Genomic DNA, 19,842 nt, shown 5'->3' with positions numbered 1-19,842 from the left:
AACTCACGGTGTTTACGGTCACTGTAAACAAAAAACAAAAGGCACCCGTAAGGTGCCTTTTGTTTGAATTAGAGTTTAATGTCTTCCAAGTTATAATCGGTACAGACATCAAGTTCGCGCAGCTCTTTAAGCAAATTGCGTCTGTCGTTCATCTCTTCTATTTCACGCCACTTTCGCTTTACTGGTTTGGCACGAGATTTGGTTGTTGAGGTAGTATCCAGATTAAAAATGTCATCTAGTTGAAAGCCTTCCATAAGCCACCTTTACCTTTCTTAAGCTAAACTGTTGTAACCAGTCCTTGTGGAGTTTTTTAAGTACCACAATAGCCGTGAGAATAACCATGATATATTTCGCATTTGTGTCGGTAGCATGACATTTTCGTGCAAAAATATTCTCAAAATCACACTTTTTATTGCAACTATGTGGATAAAAAATGCACAAACGATCTCAAGAAAACGATTAAATAGAGAGATTTTCTATGTTAATTCGATTTGATGAATGGGTGCACTGCGCAAAGGTTAAAGTTGCATAAAATCAGTTTGATGGAATAGTGTTCAATTAGATGGTAAGTCACTAGCGTAAATTTATGTAACACCTTGTGAATACTAGCTTGTTCTTGTTTATACGGTTTGCCATTCCATTTAATGAAGAATAATTATTTATGTTGGTGTTTGGTAATTGAAATGTTGCGCAGTTTGAGTGTTAAGTCTTCTATTTATGTTATTTTTTGGTGACTTTATAGTGAAAAATAACAACATTATTCTTGTTGTTGCATATTGATTTTTGCGCTCCTAGGTTGCATTATCCGCCCGTCAAAAAATACGCTGGTACGTAAAATGGATGCATGAAGCGACGTTTACGATTCTAGATTGCCCATAAACATTACTTAAAAAGCTAAGCACACTTTGACACTTAGCAGGCAATTTGGTGGATGGCTAGGACGCATAGACTGGCGCAACTCACTTTGAGGTACACATGACAGACTTAATCAATTTGATGAACGATCTCCTCTGGGGCTCGATTCTGGTTTATCTTCTTGTTGGTGTTGGTATTTACTTCACCGTTCGATTAGGGTTCATTCAGTTCCGCCATTTCGGCCACATGTTCTCTGTTCTTAAGAACAGCCGTAAAGCAGACAAAGCTGGTATTTCCTCTTTCCAAGCGCTTTGTACTAGTCTTGCTGCACGTGTTGGTACAGGTAACATGGCGGGCGTTGCAGTTGCATTGACTGCGGGTGGTCCTGGTGCGATCTTCTGGATGTGGCTGATTGCAATGCTTGGTATGGCAACATCGTTTGCTGAGAGCACACTGGCGCAGCTATACAAAACCAAAGATGATGATGGCAACTACCGTGGTGGTCCTGCCTACTACATGGAAAAAGGCCTGGGCATGCGTTGGATGGGCGTGTTGTTCTCAGTTTTCCTAATCATCGCTTTTGGTTTGGTATTCAACGCCGTACAAGCTAACTCAATTGCCAATGCAATGAGCAACGCATTTGGTTGGAATAACCTGTATGTCGGTATTGCCGTTGTTTTACTGTCTGCAATTGTTATTTTCGGTGGCATCAAGCGTATCGCAAGAGTTGCTGAGATGATCGTTCCGATCATGGCACTACTTTATCTAGCCCTAGCGCTGTTCATCATGTTCTCTAACCTAGAGAAATTACCTGATGTATTGATGCTTATCTTTAAGAGTGCATTTGGTCTGCAAGAAGCAGCAGCAGGTGGTCTTGGCTACGCAATTGCACAGGCAATGATTAACGGTATCAAGCGCGGTCTATTCTCGAATGAAGCAGGTATGGGTTCTGCACCTAACGCGGCAGCTTCAGCAACACCTTACCCACCACACCCAGCGTCTCAAGGTTACGTACAGATGCTAGGCGTGTTCATGGATACGATCGTTATCTGTTCTGCGACAGTGGCTATCATCCTGATGTCTGGTGAGTATGTCGGTCAAGCAACAGAAGTGACGGGTATCGAGCTAACTCAGCGTGCATTGAGCTCACAAGTTGGCGATTGGGGCGGCATCTTTGTTGCTGTGGCAATCTTCTTCTTTGCGTTTACTTCAATCATTGCAAACTACTCGTATGCTGAAACGAACTTAATCTTCCTAGAGCACAATCATAAAGCGGGCTTAAGCATTTTCCGCGTTATTGTTCTTGGTATGGTGATGTTTGGTGCACTAGCTTCGTTACCAGTCGTATGGTCGCTTGCTGACGTCTCTATGGGTCTGATGGCGATAGTCAACTTGGTGGCGATCATCTTGCTATCTGGCATCGTGATTAAACTGGCCAAAGATTACAACCGCCAGCTTGGTGAAGGAAAAGTGCCAACATTTGATGCGAATGACTTCCCGGAGCTGAAATCTCAGCTTGAAGAAGGCATTTGGTACAACGATAAAAAAGACTAAGTGAGCTATCACTCATAGTTGAAAGCTATTAGTACGATGTAAAAAGCCATGCAGACAATGCATGGCTTTTTTTGTACCCTATTAAAAACAAAATTAGAGAAGGGAAAGTCATGCTTATCGTAGTTTCTCCAGCGAAGACTCTTGATTACGAGTCTCCGTTAGCGACAGAAAAATTTACTCAACCTGAGTTGGTCGAATACTCAAAAGAGCTTATCGATGTATGCCGCAAACTGACTCCTGCTGATGTTGCCTCTTTAATGAAAGTGAGCGACAAGATTGCCGATTTAAATGTGGGCCGATTCCAAGAGTGGAGTGAAACGTTTACCACGGAAAACTCACGACAAGCCATTCTTGCATTTAAAGGTGACGTTTACACAGGGCTAGACGCCGAAAGTTTATCTGAAGCGGACTTCGAATATGCTCAAGATCATCTGCGTATGCTATCGGGTCTTTATGGTTTACTAAAACCACTTGATTTGATGCAGCCATACCGCCTTGAAATGGGTACCAAGCTTGCAAACGACAAGGGTACGAACTTGTACCAGTTTTGGGGCAATGTTATTACGGACAAGCTTAACGAAGCGATTTCTGCTCAAGGCGATAATGTCCTTATCAACCTTGCATCAAATGAATACTTTAAAGCGGTTAAGCCAAAGAATTTAGATGCGCAAGTGATCACGCCAGTATTCAAAGATTGTAAGAATGGTCAATACAAGGTCATCAGTTTTTACGCGAAGAAAGCGCGCGGTATGATGGCGCGTTACATCATTGAAAACCGTGTTGAGAGCGTGGCAGACCTGACTAAGTTTGATACGGCGGGTTACTACTTTGTGGAAGATGAATCGACGCCAACAGAGTTAGTATTTAAACGCGAAGAGCAAAAATAAAGCTGATTGAGACGTAGTCTACGTTAATCTCTATCAGCACAAACGAAAAAGGGTTGGCATTGCCAACCCTTTGTTATTTTCTAGCTTGAGCTACTTGGCCCCAACAAGATTACTTCTTCTTAGCGGTTTTCTTTTTCGCTACTTTTTTCTTGTCGTCTTTTTTCTTTTTCTTCTTAAACACAGGCTTTTTGTGTTTAGGACGCATCTCTTTCACGAAACGCTCTTTGATGTCTTCTTTCACATAACGTGCAACGCGATCCATCATTGGTTGGTCGTGTGCTTCTACGATTGAGATAGCGTTACCTTTCTTACCTGCGCGAGCCGTACGGCCGATACGGTGAAGGTAAACATCAGCCGTGCGCGGCATGTCGTAGTTGATAACGTGTGATACATCCGGAAGATCGATACCACGCGCAGCAACGTCCGTCGCGAGCAGCACGTTCACAGTTCCATCGCGGAAGCGAGAAATCGCATTGTTACGACGATCTTGCGGCATTTCACCTTGAATCCAAGAACATGGAATCTGTGCACTTTCAAGCTGCGCTCGTAGCTCAGCCAAACGCTCACGAGTCTTTAAAAAGACGATAGTGCGCTCAGCTTGTTGAGTAATAATGTGTTTTAGTAATTCCAGTTTGTGTTCAGCATCATCAGCTCGGTGGTACCACTGAGCAATTTTCTTACGCTCACGCAGCGGCGATTTTGCATCAATCTCTGCTGGGTCATTCAACAGATCAGCGGTAAAGCCTTCTACGCCTTTCCCTTCTAACGTTGCTGAGAACAGAAGGGTTTGCTTACGCCAGCGACATTCGTTAGATAGGCGATCGACAGTAGGAGCAAAACCCATATCTAGCATGCGGTCTGCTTCATCAAGGATTAACCATTCGATTGCACGACAATCAAAACGTTCTGCATCAATGTATTCTTTTAAACGGCCAGGTGTCGCAACCACAATGTCTTGTGTTGTTGCAAGGATGTCGGCGTGCTCTTGGTACTGAACACCACCAGTGATGGTGAAAATGTTGAGTTTGGTATTTTTTGCCAAAGCACGTGCTTGATCGGCAATTTGCATCGCCAGTTCGCGAGTAGGCGTTAGGATCAAAATACGCGCAGGCCCAGGCTTACGACGAGGGAAGTCTTGCAAGTATTGCAATGCTGGCAGGACGAAGGCGGCCGTTTTACCAGTTCCTGTTGGCGCTGACGCTAGAATGTCACGACCGTCCAACGCTTGTGGAATCGCTTCTGCCTGAATTTTTGTTGGGCGTTCGTAACCCATCTCTTCAATGGCTTCAAGTAGGTTTTGGTCTAGATCAAGTTCAGCAAAGGTTCTGATCACAATGAGTTCTCCACAAGCAAAGCTTGGTTAATGGTTCGCCACAACAGCATAGAATACAAAAAGGTCGCACATTATAAAGTGATTGGTGATAAGGATCACATGTTATTTCACATCTTAAGATAAAACTCGCGAGTTAACTGTATGAAATCATCACTATAGCCGTCATTTGAACGGATAATTAAATGTGACGTCTGCAAATCGCAAGGTCGTTTTGACAGTTCAAATAACAGTCGGTGTACTGGTTTCTTTTCTGATGGTTGCACACGACAGATCCGCGATAGATACCAACTTTGGTTTAATGCTAGCTCAATGAACTGCTCGCCTTCGGTGATTGGCAACACAAAACTAGCTCTCCCTTCGTCATCAAGCAAATGATAGCAACGCTGTAGCAATGCGTTATGGCCTAGCGTATCAGTGTGCCTCGCGGTTGCACGTTGACTGTGTTTCGATTGCTCGCCGCTGTTGAAGTAGGGCGGGTTACAAATGATGCGTTGGAATGGATGTGTCGGCGTAAAGTGCAGTATGTCGGTGTGATGCACACTTACACGATCTGACCAAGGAGACTGGGCCATATTTTTTTGCGCGGCAGCAACAGCTGTTAATTCGATATCGACCGCGGTTATTTGAGCTTCCGTAAAGCGTTGAGCACACATCAGGGCAAGCAGGCCAGTGCCAGTGCCAATATCGAGAATTTTAGCGTCGTTAGGGCTTTGAATCCAAGCACCAAGCATTACCCCATCTGTGCTGACTGGCATACCACTCTCGCCGCCCTCAATACAAAATTGCTTAAAATTGAAGCCTTTAGTTTTCAGTTTTTTGTTCTTCATGATTGTTTTATATTTGCTCAATAATTAAGTAGATTGCTCTATTGTTTATTAATTGTATAGATTGTTGTTTTGTTGGTTATTAAATTGTATTGTTAATTGATCGAGATAAAGAACTGGTCTGTTATTTGGATCTGGTTATATCCACTGCTTTTAAGTTTGAAAACTAAATTAATATGGTGTTTTTTTCTTAAAGGTTGCCAAATGATGAGTCTTTCGTCATTATGCGGCGAAAATTTTATAGATTGAACCACGTGTACTTATTGACTTTAGGTATACAAAAAGTGGTCTAAGCATACACAACATTCATTAATTAAAAGACAAGGGTTATCTGTGAAGCAGACGTTAAAACTAACAGATATTATCGCAGTAGGCTTTATGCTATTTGCGTTCTTTTTAGGTGCGGGCAATATTATCTTTCCACCTCTAGCGGGTCAGTTAGCGGGTGAAAACTTAATGCCAGCTATGTTTGGTTTCTTGCTAACAGCGGTAGGTCTACCTCTTATTACTATCGTTGCTATTGCTGTTGCTGGTGGTTCTTGGGATCACTTGACGCAAGATCTTCCGAAAAAAGCGGCAGTTCTTATGGCTGCACTGATTTTCATCATCATTGGTCCTGCGTTTGCAGCGCCTCGTACTGGCCTAGTGGCTTACGAGATGGCGGTGAAACCTTTCTTCCTTGAGGCGTCACAAACGCATCTGACAGCGTTCTCAGTGATCTTCTTTATCGCAGCGATGATGTTCTCATGGTTCCAAGGCCGTTTGATCGATCTTATCGGTAAAGTACTGACACCAGCATTGTTCGTTGGTTTGATCATTCTTGCTGTCGCTGTCTTCCTTGATCCTCAGGGCGATATGATTGGCGCGCACGGTGAATACCTAACGCAGCCTCTGACCAAAGGCTTCTTAGAAGGCTACAACACAATGGATACGTTCGCGTCATTGATGTTTGGTATGCTGATGGTTGATGCACTGCGCGGTAAAGGCATTACTGAGCGCTCTGCAACTACTAAATATCTGATCTATGCAGGTTGTATTGCTGCTGCTGGTCTTGCGTTTGTTTACATCTCACTATTTTACTTAGGTGCGACGAGTGCAACGGTTGCTGCTGGTGCTGATAATGGCGGCCTAGTGCTTAGCCAATACGTTCAAGCGTTGTTTGGTCCATACGGTCAAATCGTTCTGTCTGTCATCGTATTGCTAGCGTGTCTGACAACCGCGATTGGCTTGATTTCTGCGTGTTCAGATTTCTTCAGCTCGAAAACACCACTGTCATACAAGCAATGGGTACTGATTAATGGTTCTGTTTGTGCATTGGTTGCAAACGTTGGTCTTGCACAGCTGATTTCTCTGTCAGTGCCAGTATTGTTTGCGCTGTACCCTGTGGCGATTGCGTTGGTTGCACTAACATTTGTGCGCAGCAAACTGCCAAATCCACGTTTTGCTTACCGCGCGGTACTGCTTGTATCTCTGTTGTTTGCGTTGGTTGATGCGGCAAAAGTATCGGGTATTGATGTTTCTGCGTTTAACATGTTGCCACTATTCGAAGTCGGCATGGGTTGGGTGCTTCCAACATTTGCGGCTATCGTGTGCATGTTCTTCATCGCGAAACCTCGCCCAGAACTAGCACAAGAAACCGCGTAATCACTTCGCGTTATCAAGATAATAAAAAGCCCGATGAATTACTTCATCGGGCTTTTTACTTTTTAATGATGACGTGTTTGCGCTATTAAAGCGTGTCGTGGAATTCCACAAGAACTTGTTCACACCATTTTTCGATGCGTTCATCACTCAGTTCGTACTGTGAGTCTTCATCTAACGCAAGTCCAACAAACTTGCTGCCATCTTCGATCAGTGCTTTCGATGCTTCAAATTCGTAGCCTTCATTTGGCCAGTAACCGATAAAGGTTGCGCCTGTGGCTTGTAATTCATCGTGAAGTAAGCCCATCGCATCTAAATACCACTCTCCGTAACCTTCTTGGTCACCCAGGCCAAACAGCGCTACAACTTTGCCTTTCAGTGGCGTGGTCGCGATGTCTTGCCAAATCGCGTTCCAATCTTCTTGAATTTCACCAAAATCCCAAGTTGAGATGCCAAGGAGTAATAAGTCGTAGTCCGCCATTAGTGATAACGGTGTCTCTTTCACATTGTGAATGTCGACAAGGTCTTCACCAATAAGGGTACGAATTTTCTCTGCTGCCATTTCTGTGTAGCAGGTCGTTGAGCCGTAAAAGAGTCCGATTTTCATTATATTCGTCGTTATTTGTGTTGCTGTTGTGGAAGATTCTAACCATAAATTGAGGAAGATTGCAGCGAATATCCTATGTGGGATGATTTTTTATGGTATTGGATTGGCAGGTGCTTTAATCTAAATACTGTAAATATAAACAGATAAGGAAGCATTCATGACGGCACAACAGCCTGTCAATCAACAAGATTTTTCGCTTGTTGAGCAATTCTTAGATGCGATGTGGATGGAGCGTGGTCTATCAGAGAACACGTTGGCTTCCTACCGAAACGATTTAATGAAGCTGCTCGTGTGGATGGAAAAACATCGATACCGTCTTGATTTTATCAGTTTGTCTGGCTTGCAAGAATATCAAAGCCACCTTGTAGACTTAGATTACAAACAGACGTCCCGTGCGCGTATGTTGTCGGCTATTCGTCGTTTATTTCAATACCTGCATCGTGAGAAGGTGCGTGCTGATGACCCGAGTGCGCTCTTGGTTAGCCCTAAACTGCCACAACGTTTACCCAAAGATATTAGTGAAGAGCAAGTGGACGCGTTGCTCGAAGCGCCAGACCCGAATGACCCTATAGAATTGCGCGATAAAGCGATGCTAGAGCTACTCTACGCGACAGGGTTGCGTGTGACAGAGCTCGTCAGTTTGACCATGGAAAATGTTAGCTTGCGCCAAGGGGTGGTGCGCGTGACTGGTAAAGGTGGTAAAGAACGCCTGGTTCCTATGGGGGAAAACGCGGTTGATTGGATCGAGACGTTCATTCAACAAGGGCGCCCTGCGTTACTTGGTGATACATCATCTGATATTGTTTTTCCTAGTAAACGCGCAAGACAAATGACTCGTCAGACGTTTTGGCACCGTATTAAGTACTATGCTTTGATAGCAGGGATTGATACTGATCAGCTGTCGCCGCACGTACTGCGTCATGCCTTTGCCACGCATTTATTGAACTATGGCGCAGATCTCAGGGTCGTACAGATGCTTTTAGGACATAGTGACTTATCGACCACGCAAATTTATACTCACGTGGCGACTGAACGATTGAAGCAGATCCACAGTCAACACCACCCAAGAGCATAACAATGGTTAGATTCATCCATGTCTTCTTGGAAAAACGATTTTACATTAAGGTGAATTTCATGAGCGTATTACGCCGACTAACTCTGCTGACTTTACCATTTTTTGTTACCGCTTGTGGTGCAGAAGAAAGTCAGGCTCAAACGGAGACTCCTGCGCAACAAGTGGCGCCAGCTGCACAAAGCGGCTTTGATGAAGCAGCATTAAAAACTAAGTTCTCAAAGCTTGGTTTATCTATCGTTGATATTCAACCATCAGACGTCGCTGGCTTATTGGAAATTCAAACCAATGGCGGGATCCTGTTTGCTTCAAATGATGGTAGCCATTTTATCGCCGGTACGCTTTATGCCATTAATGATGATGGCAGTTACAAAGATGTCATAGCAGAGCGTCAAGCGCCGCTTAACGCCGAGAAAATTGCTCAGTTCTCCGATAGCATGATCGAATACAAAGCCGACGATGAAAAGTATGTTGTGACCGTATTCACAGATATCACCTGTGGTTACTGTGTGCGTCTGCATAGCCAAATGCAAGGCTATAATGATCTAGGTATTACAGTGCGTTACATGGCTTACCCTCGCCAAGGTGCAACTGGCCCTGTGGCAGAGCAAATGGCAACGATTTGGTGTGCTGAAGATCCGGCGTCGGCAATGCACAACGCGAAAGTGAATCGTACATTTGATAACCCTGCGAAAGACTTGAAACAGTGTAAAGAAACCATCCAGGCGCATTACAATCTAGGTCGCCAATTGGGTATTTCTGGTACGCCAGCAATCTTCTTACCGAATGGCGAAATGGTTGGTGGCTACCTACCACCTGCAGAGCTATTGAAACGTTTAAAGCAACTATAATCCTTTAGGAGCAGAGCCGGCAAAGTTGTCGGCTCTTTCAAGCATGATAGAAATTCAACGACGTCCTGAACCAGATCTTTCCCTTCTTCCTGATTCCATTCCTCCGATTCTTAAACGTATCTACATCAACCGTGGGATAACGGATCTTTCACAATTAGAAACGTCGGCCCGTGGGTTGCATTCATATCAAAAACTCGGGGGGATTGAGCAAGCTGTCGATCTTTTGTTTCAGGCGATAAAAGAACAAAAACGCATCATCGTTGTCGGTGATTTTGACGCTGATGGTGCGACAAGCTCAGCATTATCAGTACTCGCGCTGCGTATGCTTGGTAGTCACAATGTGGATTACTTAGTGCCAAATCGTTTTGAAGACGGTTATGGGTTAAGCCCAGAAGTCGTTGACCAAGCCTTAGAGCTTGGCGCTGAGATGATCATGACGGTGGATAACGGCGTCTCATCAATCGAAGGCGTGCGTTACGCAAAAGAAAATGGCATTACTGTGCTCGTTACCGATCACCACTTACCAGGACAAGTGTTGCCTGATGTGGATGCAATGGTGAACCCAAACCTTGAGAGCTGTAGCTTTCCATCTAAAGCGCTTGCGGGTGTAGGGGTCGCGTTTTATCTCATGATGGCACTATGCGTTCATATGCGAAAACACAATTGGTTTGCAGAACAGGGGATGCAAGAGCCCAAGTTGATGGAATTGATTGACCTTGTTGCACTGGGTACCGTCGCCGACGTCGTTCCATTGGATGAAAACAACCGCATTCTTGTACACCAAGGTTTGCAACGTATTCGTGCGGGCAAAGCACGTCCCGGCATCCAAGCGTTAATTGAGGTCGCGAAGCGCGATGCGCGTCGTTTAGTTGCGTCCGATTTTGGCTTTGCTTTAGGTCCACGTATTAACGCTGCAGGTCGTCTTGATGACATGTCTTTCGGTGTTGAACTGCTGATGTGTAACAACATCCACGCTGCTCGTCGCATGGCAAGTGAATTGGATGGCTTGAACCAAACTCGTAAAGAGATTGAAGAAGGCATGAAGCAAGAAGCGATGGCTTTCTGTGAGCGCCTTCAGTTTGGTGAAGGCAATGAGCTTCCTTATGGCCTAGCCTTGTTCCAACGTGATTGGCATCAAGGTGTGATTGGTATTTTGGCTTCGCGTATTAAAGAGAAGTTTCACCGTCCAGTCATTGCATTTGCTGATGGCGGAGAAGGGACGATTAAAGGCTCGTGTCGTTCTATTCCGGGGCTACACATGCGCGATGCGTTGGATTTCATCGACACGCAAAATCCGGGTTTGATCATCAAGTTTGGTGGACACGCCATGGCAGCAGGCTTAACGATTAAAGAGCAGGATTTTGAGCGTTTCAGTCGTTTGTTTGATGAAGTGGTAAAAAAGGAACTCGATGAAGCGGCGCTAAAAGGCGTGATCATGTCAGATGGTGAACTTAAGCCGGAAGAGTTCTCTATGCACGTTGCTGAACAGCTGCGATCGGGTGGCCCTTTTGGACAAGCTTTCCCAGAGCCAATCTTTGATGGTGAGTTTAAAGTACTGCATCAAAAGCTGGTGGGTGAGAAGCATCTTAAATTGATGTTAGAGCCGCTTTATAAAGGTCACCCTACCAATGTGATGATCGACGGTATTGCATTCAATGTTGATCTACGTCGATGGCCAGATGCATCGGTTAAAACAGTACGTCTCGCGTATAAGCTGGATGTGAATGAATTTCGTGGTAATCAATCATTGCAATTGATGATCGACCATATCGAAGCTAAGTAATACCTAGATCAACCTTTCTTATAGAGTACGGTTGCCCCTAAGTGGGCGTAAAATTTTATGACCGTGCTCTCTCTCACCGCAATCTGATTTCTCATCCGAAATTTTCCTGTATCTCCGTCACATTTTTCAGTAGAATTTCTCGGTTAAATTCTATTCTAAAATGTTGAGTAAACATGTTTGAAATCAATCCAATTAAAAACCGTCTGCAGGACGTGTCTCAGCGCACAAATGTCCTGAGGGGGTATCTTTGACTATGACGCGAAGAAAGAGCGTCTAGAAGAAGTCAACGCAGAACTTGAACAACCAGATGTATGGAACGAACCTGAGCGTGCGCAAGCACTGGGTAAAGAGCGTGCATCACTAGAAGCGGTTGTTGAAACCATTGATCAACTAGAGCAAGGTGTGGAAGATGTAGAAGGTCTTCTTGAGCTGGCTGTAGAAGAAGAAGATCAAGAAACATTTGACGAAATTGAACCAGAACTTGCTGAGTTGGAAGAGAAGCTAGAAAAGCTTGAATTCCGTCGTATGTTCTCTGGCGACCACGATAGCTCTGATTGTTACATCGATTTGCAAGCAGGCTCTGGTGGTACAGAAGCACAAGACTGGACTAACATGCTGCTGCGTATGTACCTACGTTGGGCAGAAGCGAAGGGCTTCAAAGCTGAAGTGATTGAAGTCTCTGAAGGTGAAGTAGCGGGTCTTAAGTCGGCAACAGTTCGCATCTCTGGTGAGTATGCGTACGGTTGGTTACGCACTGAAACGGGCGTTCATCGTCTTGTTCGTAAATCTCCGTTCGATTCAGGCGGTCGTCGCCATACGTCATTTGCTTCTGCGTTCATCTATCCAGAGATTGATGAAAACATCGACATCGACATTAATCCTTCCGACCTACGTATTGACGTTTACCGTGCGTCAGGCGCAGGTGGTCAGCACGTAAACACCACAGAATCTGCGGTACGTATTACGCACGTACCTACGAACACAGTGGTTCAGTGTCAGAATGACCGTTCTCAACATAAGAACAAAGATCAGGCAATGAAACAGCTTCGAGCGAAGCTATTTGAGCTTGAATTGCAAAAGCAAAATGCGGAAAAACAAGCTAATGAAGACGCTAAGTCTGACATTGGCTGGGGTAGCCAGATCCGTTCTTACGTATTGGATGACTCACGTATTAAGGACCTCCGTACGGGCATTGAAAACCGTAATACTCAAGCGGTTCTTGATGGCGATCTGGACAAATTTATTGAAGCTAGCCTGAAATCAGGTCTATAAAGCTTTTCACCGACAAAAACAGGATACATCGAAAATGACTGATGCTGTTCAAAACGAAACTGTACTAGAAGAAAATAAGCTGATTGCTGAACGCCGCGCTAAACTGGATGCAATCCGAAAGAGCTGCAAAGCGAACGGCCATCCAAACGACTTCCGTCGTGACGCACTAGCGGGCGACCTTCAGAAAGAGTTCGGTGAAAAGACGAAGGAAGAGCTAGAAGAGCTTAACCACGTAGTAGCAATCGCTGGCCGTATCATGGCTAAACGTGGTCCATTCTTGGTAATTCAAGAAACTTCTGGCCGTATCCAAGCTTATGCTGACAAAGCGGTTCAAAAAGCACTTAAAGAAAAATACCAAGGTCTAGATATCGGTGACATCATCGGTGTTAAAGGTGCACTTCATAAGTCTGGTAAGGGTGACCTATACGTGAACATGGAAGAGTACGAGTTGCTAACCAAAGCACTACGTCCACTTCCAGAAAAGTTCCACGGTCTAACTGACCAAGAGATGCGTTACCGCCAACGTTACGTTGACCTGATCGTTAACGAAGACTCTCGTCAAGCGTTCGTAGTACGTTCTAAAGTAATGTCTGCAATCCGCAACTTCATGATCTCTAAGCAGTTCATGGAAGTTGAAACGCCAATGATGCACGTTATCCCTGGCGGTGCGAGTGCGCGTCCATTCATCACGCACCACAACGCACTAGACATGCCAATGTACCTACGTATCGCGCCAGAGCTATACCTGAAGCGTCTAGTTGTTGGTGGTTTTGATCGCGTATTCGAAATCAACCGTAACTTCCGTAACGAAGGCCTTTCTCCACGCCACAACCCAGAATTCACAATGATGGAATTCTACATGGCGTACGCAGACTACAAAGATCTGATGGACCTAACTGAAGAACTACTAAGCTCAGTGGCGCAAGAAGTTCTAGGTTCAACGTCAATGCCTTACGGTGATGAAACGGTTGAGTTTGGTGGTACTTACACTCGTATGAGCATGTTCGAAGCAATCAAGCACTACAACCCAGACCACGCGCAAATCCAAGCGCTAACAGAAGAAGACCTACAAAACCGTGATCTAATGGTTTCTATCGCGAAATCTGTTCACGTTGAAGTAGAACCTTTCTGGACATGTGGTCAGCTTCTTGAAGAGATCTTTGGTGAAACAGCAGAACCTAAGCTAATGCAGCCTACGTTCATCACTGGCTACCCAGCAGATATCTCTCCACTAGCTCGTCGTAGCGATGACAACCCGTTCTTTACAGACCGCTTTGAGTTCTTTATCGGTGGCCGTGAAGTAGCGAACGGTTTCTCAGAGCTTAACGATGCGGAAGACCAAGATGCACGCTTTAAAGCACAGGTTGAAGCGAAAGAGTCTGGTGACGACGAAGCAATGTTCTACGATGCAGACTACATCACTGCTCTAGAGCACGGCCTACCGCCAACAGCAGGCCAAGGTATCGGTATCGACCGTTTGGTTATGCTACTGACTAACACGCACACTATCCGTGACGTGATCTTATTCCCTGCAATGCGCCCGCAAGCGTAATTCGATAGGATGAGTAAAAAACCACCTTCGGGTGGTTTTTTTTTGCCTTTTAGTTAAGCTAATTCAAGTTGTTGCATTTGCTTTTTAATGGGATATGCAAATAAACATTCGCCAAATCTCAATCTATTGCATAGTCTTAATACTGAGACAGACGTGAGGGGGCGGAGTCTCGATAATGTTACCCGCTCGCAAAGATAAGTTTGTGGCACAAAATTTCTATTAACAATGAAAAAGGGTTAGAGAATGGCTGGGCAGTTTAAGATGGATTCCATCCCGGGATCGCTTGTGGTAGTTGGCGGTACTTATGAGCCTTGGTTATCGGTACTGGAGCAAGTGGGCTGGAAGTGTCACCAAGTAGGTGACTTACGCAAAGCTAATACGCTGTTAGAAGATATTGGTCCATGTATCGGTATTGTTGATCTCAGCCATGACGAGTTCAGCTTGAATGGTTTGGCGAACTTAGTCAGCTCTCACAAACACGTACGTTGGTTAGCGTTTATTCGTGAATCTCAGCTTGGCACTGACACCATATGCCAGTTCATTGTTAACTTTTGTATCGATTTTTTCACAGCGCCGATCCCAGATGCACAGTTATTAAGCACAATAGGTCACCAGCTTGGCATGCTTAAATTGGAGAAAAAAGTTTGGCCTAGTTTTGGTAGCAGTTTAGATATGGGTTTGATCGGTGAATCTATCCCGATGAAACGTTTACGCGATCAAGTGAAGCGCATTGGTCCAACGGACGTCAGCATTCTGATTTCTGGGGAAAGTGGGACTGGTAAAGAGGCGGTTGCTAGGGCCATCCATAAAGTCTCTTCACGCTCTCATAAACCGTTTATGGCAATTAACTGTCGCGCACTCAATGAACAACGTTTCCAAGCTGAAGTATTTGGTATTAACGCCGATGAAGATATGGAAGCATGCCTGCTTGAACAAGCAGATGGTGGCACCGTGTTGTTTAATGACATTCTTACCATTTCAAAAGAGCAGCAAATGAATCTGCTGAGATTCTTGCAAGAAGGCACCATTGATACCAAAGATGGCGTAAAAGCGGTTAACGTGCGTATTCTTGCTGCTAACTCGTCAGATGTTGAAAAAGCTTTGATTGACGGTGACTTCAATGAAGAGCTTTACCATTACATCAACGTTCTGCGCATCAATGTCCCTAGCTTGAAAGAACGTGCGAGTGACATCGCATTGCTGGCTCGTTTCTACTTACAAGAGTTCTCAAAAGAGTACAACTCGCAAGCAAAAAGCTTTTCTGAGGATGCATTCAAGGCACTGACACGTTATTTCTGGCCTGGAAATGTGCGTGAGCTGATGAACCAAGTGAAGCGAGCGGTATTAATGTCCGACAGCGTAATGATTGAAGAGCATCATTTAGATTTACCTCAACGTAATGACTCAAAGCGCAGCTTGAAATCAATCCGAGAGAAGAGTGAACGTGATGCGTTGCTGGTTGTTTTGGAATCTCATTCTGGTCAAGTTTCAAATGCGGCGAAAGAGCTCGGAGTTTCGCGTGCAACCATGTATCGACTACTTAATAAACATAACTTGATTTCCGAACAAGCCATGTAGTTGGCCTTTCCCTGTGTTAAATAGGCGAATAAATACAATAAAAGAGAGTGGCCACAGAGCCGCTCTTTTTATTTTTGTTTGGTTTGATTTATAAAATCCGCAAATTTATATATTCCTCAGGTGAATATGTTATACATAAAAGTATATGAAACTAAATTGCGGTGTATTGATTTGTTTTTAATCAAAAAGGCAAAAAATGTTTGATATATATTCATCAAAGCTTACAATTTAACCGTAACTCAATGAGTTATACCTTTCATAAACGGATTAATTTTTAGCTAGGAGGCGCAAGATGAAACATTACGTTGTTAACACCACTGCTTGCGCTGATCGTATGCCTATCGCTCCGATAACCCTTAAATCGGATGATACCAATACCACTGGCTCACAAGATAAAAATTAATCCGTAACCTATCATATTTATTACTAGGCTGCGGGAAAGTAGCGGCTTAGTATCAACAGAATATTTCTGTTCATTTTACGCACTATTTTTCCCAGTCGAATACATCGATAATCGGAGAAAATATTATGCGTCACTCTATTTACTTACAATTGGCCACTTTGCTATTGAAAGCAGACCTTAAACGCGAAGAAAAGCAATGGCAGCGTACCATACGCCGAACTGCTCATGATATTCCATGGACGAATGTTCATCTATTGAGGGATATTGGTTTAGATCGCGATGGTCGTTCTACACGTGCCAATGTTCCGGATGCAGTAAAAGTTGAACGTCGAGTTCGTCACCTTCGTCGAGTCTTAACGTCGCGAATAATGACGTAATCGTTAGCGTGTTGGGCTGACTGAGTTGCTAACGAGTCATTCAACACGCTTAACTTTTTATATGAAGTATGACTTCATTGGATAAACAGCTGATCTTGAAGATCAGCTGTTTTCGTTTGAAGGTGGTACTGTTAAGGGCAAGGATTCGAGTAAGTTGTACCTATTGCTTGAATTTCAGTAAGTAGTTCGTCGCTAAGTTGCAAATCAATACTGTCGATATTGGCTTTTAATTGGTCTAGGTTTGTTGCTCCGATAATGTTAGAAGCAACAAATGGACGCTGATTGACAAACGCGAGCGCCATTTGTGCAGGGTTTAGACCATGCTCTTGAGCTAAATTGACGTAAGCTTCGGTCGCTTTAACACCTTGCGGAGTGAAGTAGCGCGCAAAACGCTCCCACTTAGTGCATCGAGCGCCTTCAGGTTTTGCCCCGTTTAGGTATTTACCACTCAGGCAGCCAAATGCCAAAGGAGAGTAGGCAAGTAACTGAACGCCTTCGTAATGGCTGATTTCAGACAAGCCAACTTCGAAGCTGCGGTTCAATAAGTTATATGGGTTTTGAATGGAGACAATTCTTGGCAAATCGTGTTTTTCTGCCAAACGCAATAGCGACATCACACCCCACGGCGTCTCGTTGGATACGCCGATATAGCGCACTTTACCTGCATTCACTAATTCAGTAAGCGCTTCCAACGTTTCAATTAACGTGACTTCTTCTTGTTTGTCAGGGTATGGGTAGTTGAGTTGACCAAAGCAGTTGGTTTGACGCTGCGGCCAATGTAGTTGGTACAAATCGACATAATCGGTTTGTAGACGATTAAGGCTGTCATCAATTGCTGTATGGATGTGGCGACGATTAAGGCTCATGTTGTCTCTGATGTGAGGAACATTGCGAGGGCCTGCCACTTTTGTTGCCAGTACTACTTTCTCTCTTTTGCCGCTTTTTGCTAACCAATTACCGATGTATTGCTCGGTGAGCCCTTGTGTTTCCGAGTTTGGCGGTACAGGGTACATCTCTGCGGTATCGATGAAGTTCACCCCATGATCGAGGGCAAAGTCGAGCTGTTCAAAGGCGTCCTTTTCTGTGTTTTGCTCGCCAAACGTCATAGTGCCGAGGCAGATTTTACTGATCTCAAGTGATGAGTGCGGTAGTTTTGTGTATTGCATATCACGTCCTTGAAGAGTTACCGACTAAATAAGTGACTCCAATATAGGGGATTTGTAGCCGCAATCGCAAATGATTTACGTATAAAGGAAGAGCAAACTCGAAAGCTACAGTTAGCCTAACTACACTTAAATGATCGTGTGAAGGAGGTATGTTATGCAGAAGCATCAATTGGACATGTGGCTACATGGTCCACATAAAGATACTTATAAAACTCCCAAAGTATTTGTGATTGGGTGTTCTGATGTCTCTGACTATCTTTTAGCTGTGGAGTACAAGCATCAACTTGAGCCGATTAAAGACGGTGAAGACCCGATACATTTTGGCTCTCTAGACTTAGTAAAAGAAGAACTATTGAGGCTAGGGGTCGATAAAGCGTATTTAAGGCTGCGCAATGCGTATGACGAATGTGGCACTGAAGAGGCAGCCTCATACTGCGATATTGAGTTATCGCTCGTGACGCACTAAATAGCTGATATAGTTTTATTCTGGTTGAGTGTTAATGTAGTGCTTGAGTAAGATCTGTTCAGTAAACTGTGTTCTAAGGTAAAAGCCTCGGGGCAGAGTTTTCATCGGCTTACCATTTGAGTTATATGCTTCGGTGAGCGCTTTTGCATTTGCGGCTTTAGGGCGAAGATGCAGCGCTTCTCCGTGTCTGGCGGAAATTTGATCAAATCTTCCCAAGACGATCATCTCCATTAACTCTTCCCAGTCATTTCGCAAAATCCGTTCTTCTTCTTCATCTGGTGACCAAATGAGTGGACTGCCCACACGTCTTTCAGGGAGTGGGATTTCTCGTTCTCCTTCTACGGGTACCCAAAGGACACGAGATAGCTTGTTTCGAACATGACTTGTTTCCCATGTAAGACCATGAACACCAGTGAGGGGCGCCACAGAAACAAAGGTTGTTTCTAAAGGTTTGCCAGAGTAACTGATCGGAATACTTTTCAACTCGATCCCTAGTTTTGCGAAATCTTGTTGAGGTTTACTGCCAGCTGGAGCGCCCAAGTGCCATTCGAGTAATTGACCCACCCAACCTTTATCACGTTTTAAGTTTTCAGGAACAATCATATTCGCCTCGGCGGCCAACTCAGCAAAACAGAGTCCTGCCATATCATGCGCTCGTTCCAATAGCTCTGCTTCTGTTTGTGGTTCTGGTTTCATAGTTACAAGGTGGTATTACAAAAAATATAGTTTATCAAACTCCGACCAAATCTACTGTTTAAGATTTCACCGAGGCGGTGTAAGAACGATCAATTCATAACTTATCCACAGGTGGAGGAGGTATTGATAAGATCCTGGCGGGGTCTGTATGAATAAACAGGGGTTAAAATGCATTTTTGGGGTTGATTTTGTTGTAATCATCTAAACGAATAGCAGGTGAGTGTGGATAAATAGCCTGTTGGTGGATCTTTGACCGATCTGAGTTTGGTGAAAAGATCATCAAGAAACTGAAGATCGAATTATCGTTGTTTTTAAAAATAAATACTTTTTTATCAATGTTTTATGTTTATTTTTTTGTTTCTTCATCTGTTTTGCTTTTGATGGGATTGAACTGAATTACTCATTTGAATTGAATTCTTCACAAAGTTATTCACAGAAAAGGTGAATAAATGTGGGCAATGTCTCACTCTTGTGTTGATAAGGTATGGTTTGATTAAAAGATATCCAAAAATGGTGAAAAGGTAATAAATCTTGCTCATATCACATCAGTAAGTTTGCTAGTAATGGGGATATGTGGAAAAATCACGGTAATAAAAAATTTATTCATAGAGGTTAGCCAGTGATAGATGGCGATGGTTACCGACTTAATGTTGGTATTGTGATATGTAATAACCATGGTCAGGTCTTCTGGGCTAAACGATACGGGCAACACTCATGGCAATTTCCACAAGGTGGGATTGACGAAGGTGAAACCCCTGAACAAGCCATGTTCAGGGAGTTATACGAAGAAGTCGGTTTAACGAAAAAAGACGTTAAGATCATTGCAACAAGTCGTCATTGGTTAAGATATAAGCTACCAAAGCGATTGGTGCGTTGGGACTCCAAGCCTGTTTGTATCGGCCAAAAACAGAAATGGTTTCTGCTG

At 44.1% G+C, this 19,842-nt stretch carries 18 protein-coding genes; 12 read left to right on the top strand and 6 right to left on the bottom strand.

Going from position 1 to position 19,842, the window contains the following annotated elements; genetic code table 11:
• Positions 1–68: 68 nt before the first annotated feature.
• Positions 69–254, bottom strand: a complete 186-nt coding sequence (locus R7E51_RS22280; protein WP_005381805.1) for a DUF3545 family protein — start codon at positions 252–254, stop codon at positions 69–71.
• Between the two features lie 721 nt (positions 255–975).
• Here R7E51_RS22280 and R7E51_RS22275 point away from each other — a divergent pair.
• Together R7E51_RS22275 and yaaA are read left to right on the top strand one after the other, a co-directional pair.
• Positions 976–2,409, top strand: coding sequence for an alanine/glycine:cation symporter family protein (locus tag R7E51_RS22275; protein WP_005381800.1), 1,434 nt, complete (start codon positions 976–978; stop codon positions 2,407–2,409).
• A gap of 110 nt (positions 2,410–2,519) precedes the next feature.
• Positions 2,520–3,296 (top strand): peroxide stress protein YaaA, encoded by a 777-nt coding sequence (gene yaaA / locus R7E51_RS22270; protein WP_005382848.1) that lies wholly within the window; start codon positions 2,520–2,522, stop codon positions 3,294–3,296.
• Positions 3,297–3,405: 109 nt separating this feature from the next.
• Here yaaA and srmB read toward each other — a convergent pair whose 3' ends face one another.
• Both srmB and R7E51_RS22260 read right to left on the bottom strand, forming a co-directional pair.
• Positions 3,406–4,629 (bottom strand): ATP-dependent RNA helicase SrmB, encoded by a 1,224-nt coding sequence (gene srmB, locus R7E51_RS22265; protein ID WP_005381797.1) that lies wholly within the window; start codon positions 4,627–4,629, stop codon positions 3,406–3,408.
• 107 nt (positions 4,630–4,736) lie between these two features.
• The gene (locus R7E51_RS22260; RefSeq protein ID WP_017635070.1) at positions 4,737–5,456 is read right to left on the bottom strand and encodes a tRNA1(Val) (adenine(37)-N6)-methyltransferase; all 720 of its coding nucleotides are present in this window, start codon (positions 5,454–5,456) and stop codon (positions 4,737–4,739) included.
• A 330-nt stretch (positions 5,457–5,786) separates the two neighbouring features.
• On the opposite strand from R7E51_RS22260, the gene brnQ reads away from it, so the two are divergent.
• Positions 5,787–7,097 carry a branched-chain amino acid transport system II carrier protein gene (brnQ, locus tag R7E51_RS22255; RefSeq protein WP_005381792.1) on the top strand — a complete coding sequence of 437 codons (1,311 nt, stop codon included), beginning with the start codon at positions 5,787–5,789 and terminating at the stop codon, positions 7,095–7,097.
• Positions 7,098–7,182: 85 nt separating this feature from the next.
• Here the strand turns inward: brnQ and fldB are convergent, their stop codons facing one another.
• Positions 7,183–7,701 carry a flavodoxin FldB gene (gene fldB / locus R7E51_RS22250; protein WP_005381790.1) on the bottom strand — a complete coding sequence of 173 codons (519 nt, stop codon included), beginning with the start codon at positions 7,699–7,701 and terminating at the stop codon, positions 7,183–7,185.
• 157 nt (positions 7,702–7,858) lie between these two features.
• Here fldB and xerD point away from each other — a divergent pair, with 157 nt between their 5' ends.
• From xerD to R7E51_RS22215, 7 genes are all read left to right on the top strand, one after another.
• Positions 7,859–8,776: a site-specific tyrosine recombinase XerD gene (xerD, locus tag R7E51_RS22245; protein WP_005381788.1), complete on the top strand. Its 918-nt coding sequence runs from the start codon at positions 7,859–7,861 to the stop codon at positions 8,774–8,776.
• 59 nt (positions 8,777–8,835) lie between these two features.
• On the top strand, positions 8,836–9,624 hold the full coding sequence (gene dsbC / locus R7E51_RS22240) for a bifunctional protein-disulfide isomerase/oxidoreductase DsbC (protein WP_005381786.1): 789 nt from the start codon (positions 8,836–8,838) through the stop codon (positions 9,622–9,624).
• A 43-nt stretch (positions 9,625–9,667) separates the two neighbouring features.
• Positions 9,668–11,407, top strand: coding sequence for a single-stranded-DNA-specific exonuclease RecJ (gene recJ, locus R7E51_RS22235; protein WP_017821504.1), 1,740 nt, complete (start codon positions 9,668–9,670; stop codon positions 11,405–11,407).
• Positions 11,408–11,580: 173 nt separating this feature from the next.
• Positions 11,581–12,679, top strand: a protein-coding gene (gene prfB, locus R7E51_RS22230; protein ID WP_100068604.1) for a peptide chain release factor 2 whose coding sequence is annotated in 2 segments (ribosomal slippage) — positions 11,581–11,655 and positions 11,657–12,679 — 1,098 coding nt in all. Because the reading frame shifts where the segments join, the coding sequence is not laid out codon by codon here.
• A gap of 34 nt (positions 12,680–12,713) precedes the next feature.
• A complete protein-coding gene (lysS, locus tag R7E51_RS22225) occupies positions 12,714–14,231 on the top strand; it encodes a lysine--tRNA ligase (protein WP_206958056.1) in 1,518 nt (505 codons plus the stop codon).
• A 243-nt stretch (positions 14,232–14,474) separates the two neighbouring features.
• Positions 14,475–15,809: a cyclic-di-GMP-binding transcriptional regulator VpsR gene (gene vpsR / locus R7E51_RS22220; RefSeq protein WP_017635067.1), complete on the top strand. Its 1,335-nt coding sequence runs from the start codon at positions 14,475–14,477 to the stop codon at positions 15,807–15,809.
• 528 nt (positions 15,810–16,337) lie between these two features.
• The gene (locus R7E51_RS22215) at positions 16,338–16,589 is read left to right on the top strand and encodes a hypothetical protein (RefSeq protein WP_005381776.1); all 252 of its coding nucleotides are present in this window, start codon (positions 16,338–16,340) and stop codon (positions 16,587–16,589) included.
• A 131-nt stretch (positions 16,590–16,720) separates the two neighbouring features.
• Here the strand turns inward: R7E51_RS22215 and R7E51_RS22210 are convergent, their stop codons facing one another.
• Positions 16,721–17,755 carry an NADP(H)-dependent aldo-keto reductase gene (locus R7E51_RS22210; RefSeq protein WP_005381774.1) on the bottom strand — a complete coding sequence of 345 codons (1,035 nt, stop codon included), beginning with the start codon at positions 17,753–17,755 and terminating at the stop codon, positions 16,721–16,723.
• Between the two features lie 154 nt (positions 17,756–17,909).
• Here R7E51_RS22210 and R7E51_RS22205 point away from each other — a divergent pair, with 154 nt between their 5' ends.
• The gene (locus R7E51_RS22205) at positions 17,910–18,221 is read left to right on the top strand and encodes a DUF6482 family protein (RefSeq protein ID WP_005381772.1); all 312 of its coding nucleotides are present in this window, start codon (positions 17,910–17,912) and stop codon (positions 18,219–18,221) included.
• A 15-nt stretch (positions 18,222–18,236) separates the two neighbouring features.
• Here R7E51_RS22205 and mutH read toward each other — a convergent pair whose 3' ends face one another.
• The gene (mutH, locus tag R7E51_RS22200; RefSeq protein WP_005385968.1) at positions 18,237–18,917 is read right to left on the bottom strand and encodes a DNA mismatch repair endonuclease MutH; all 681 of its coding nucleotides are present in this window, start codon (positions 18,915–18,917) and stop codon (positions 18,237–18,239) included.
• A 619-nt stretch (positions 18,918–19,536) separates the two neighbouring features.
• On the opposite strand from mutH, the gene R7E51_RS22195 reads away from it, so the two are divergent.
• Positions 19,537–19,842: RNA pyrophosphohydrolase (locus R7E51_RS22195; RefSeq protein WP_318122328.1), on the top strand; the 306-nt coding region annotated here is incomplete at its 3' end.

Origin of the sequence: Vibrio sp. Vb1166 (assembly GCF_033338695.1) — a bacterium.
In the GTDB taxonomy this organism is placed as follows: Bacteria; Pseudomonadota; Gammaproteobacteria; order Enterobacterales; family Vibrionaceae; genus Vibrio; species Vibrio alginolyticus.
This window is presented reverse-complemented; position numbering and strand designations above follow the sequence as displayed.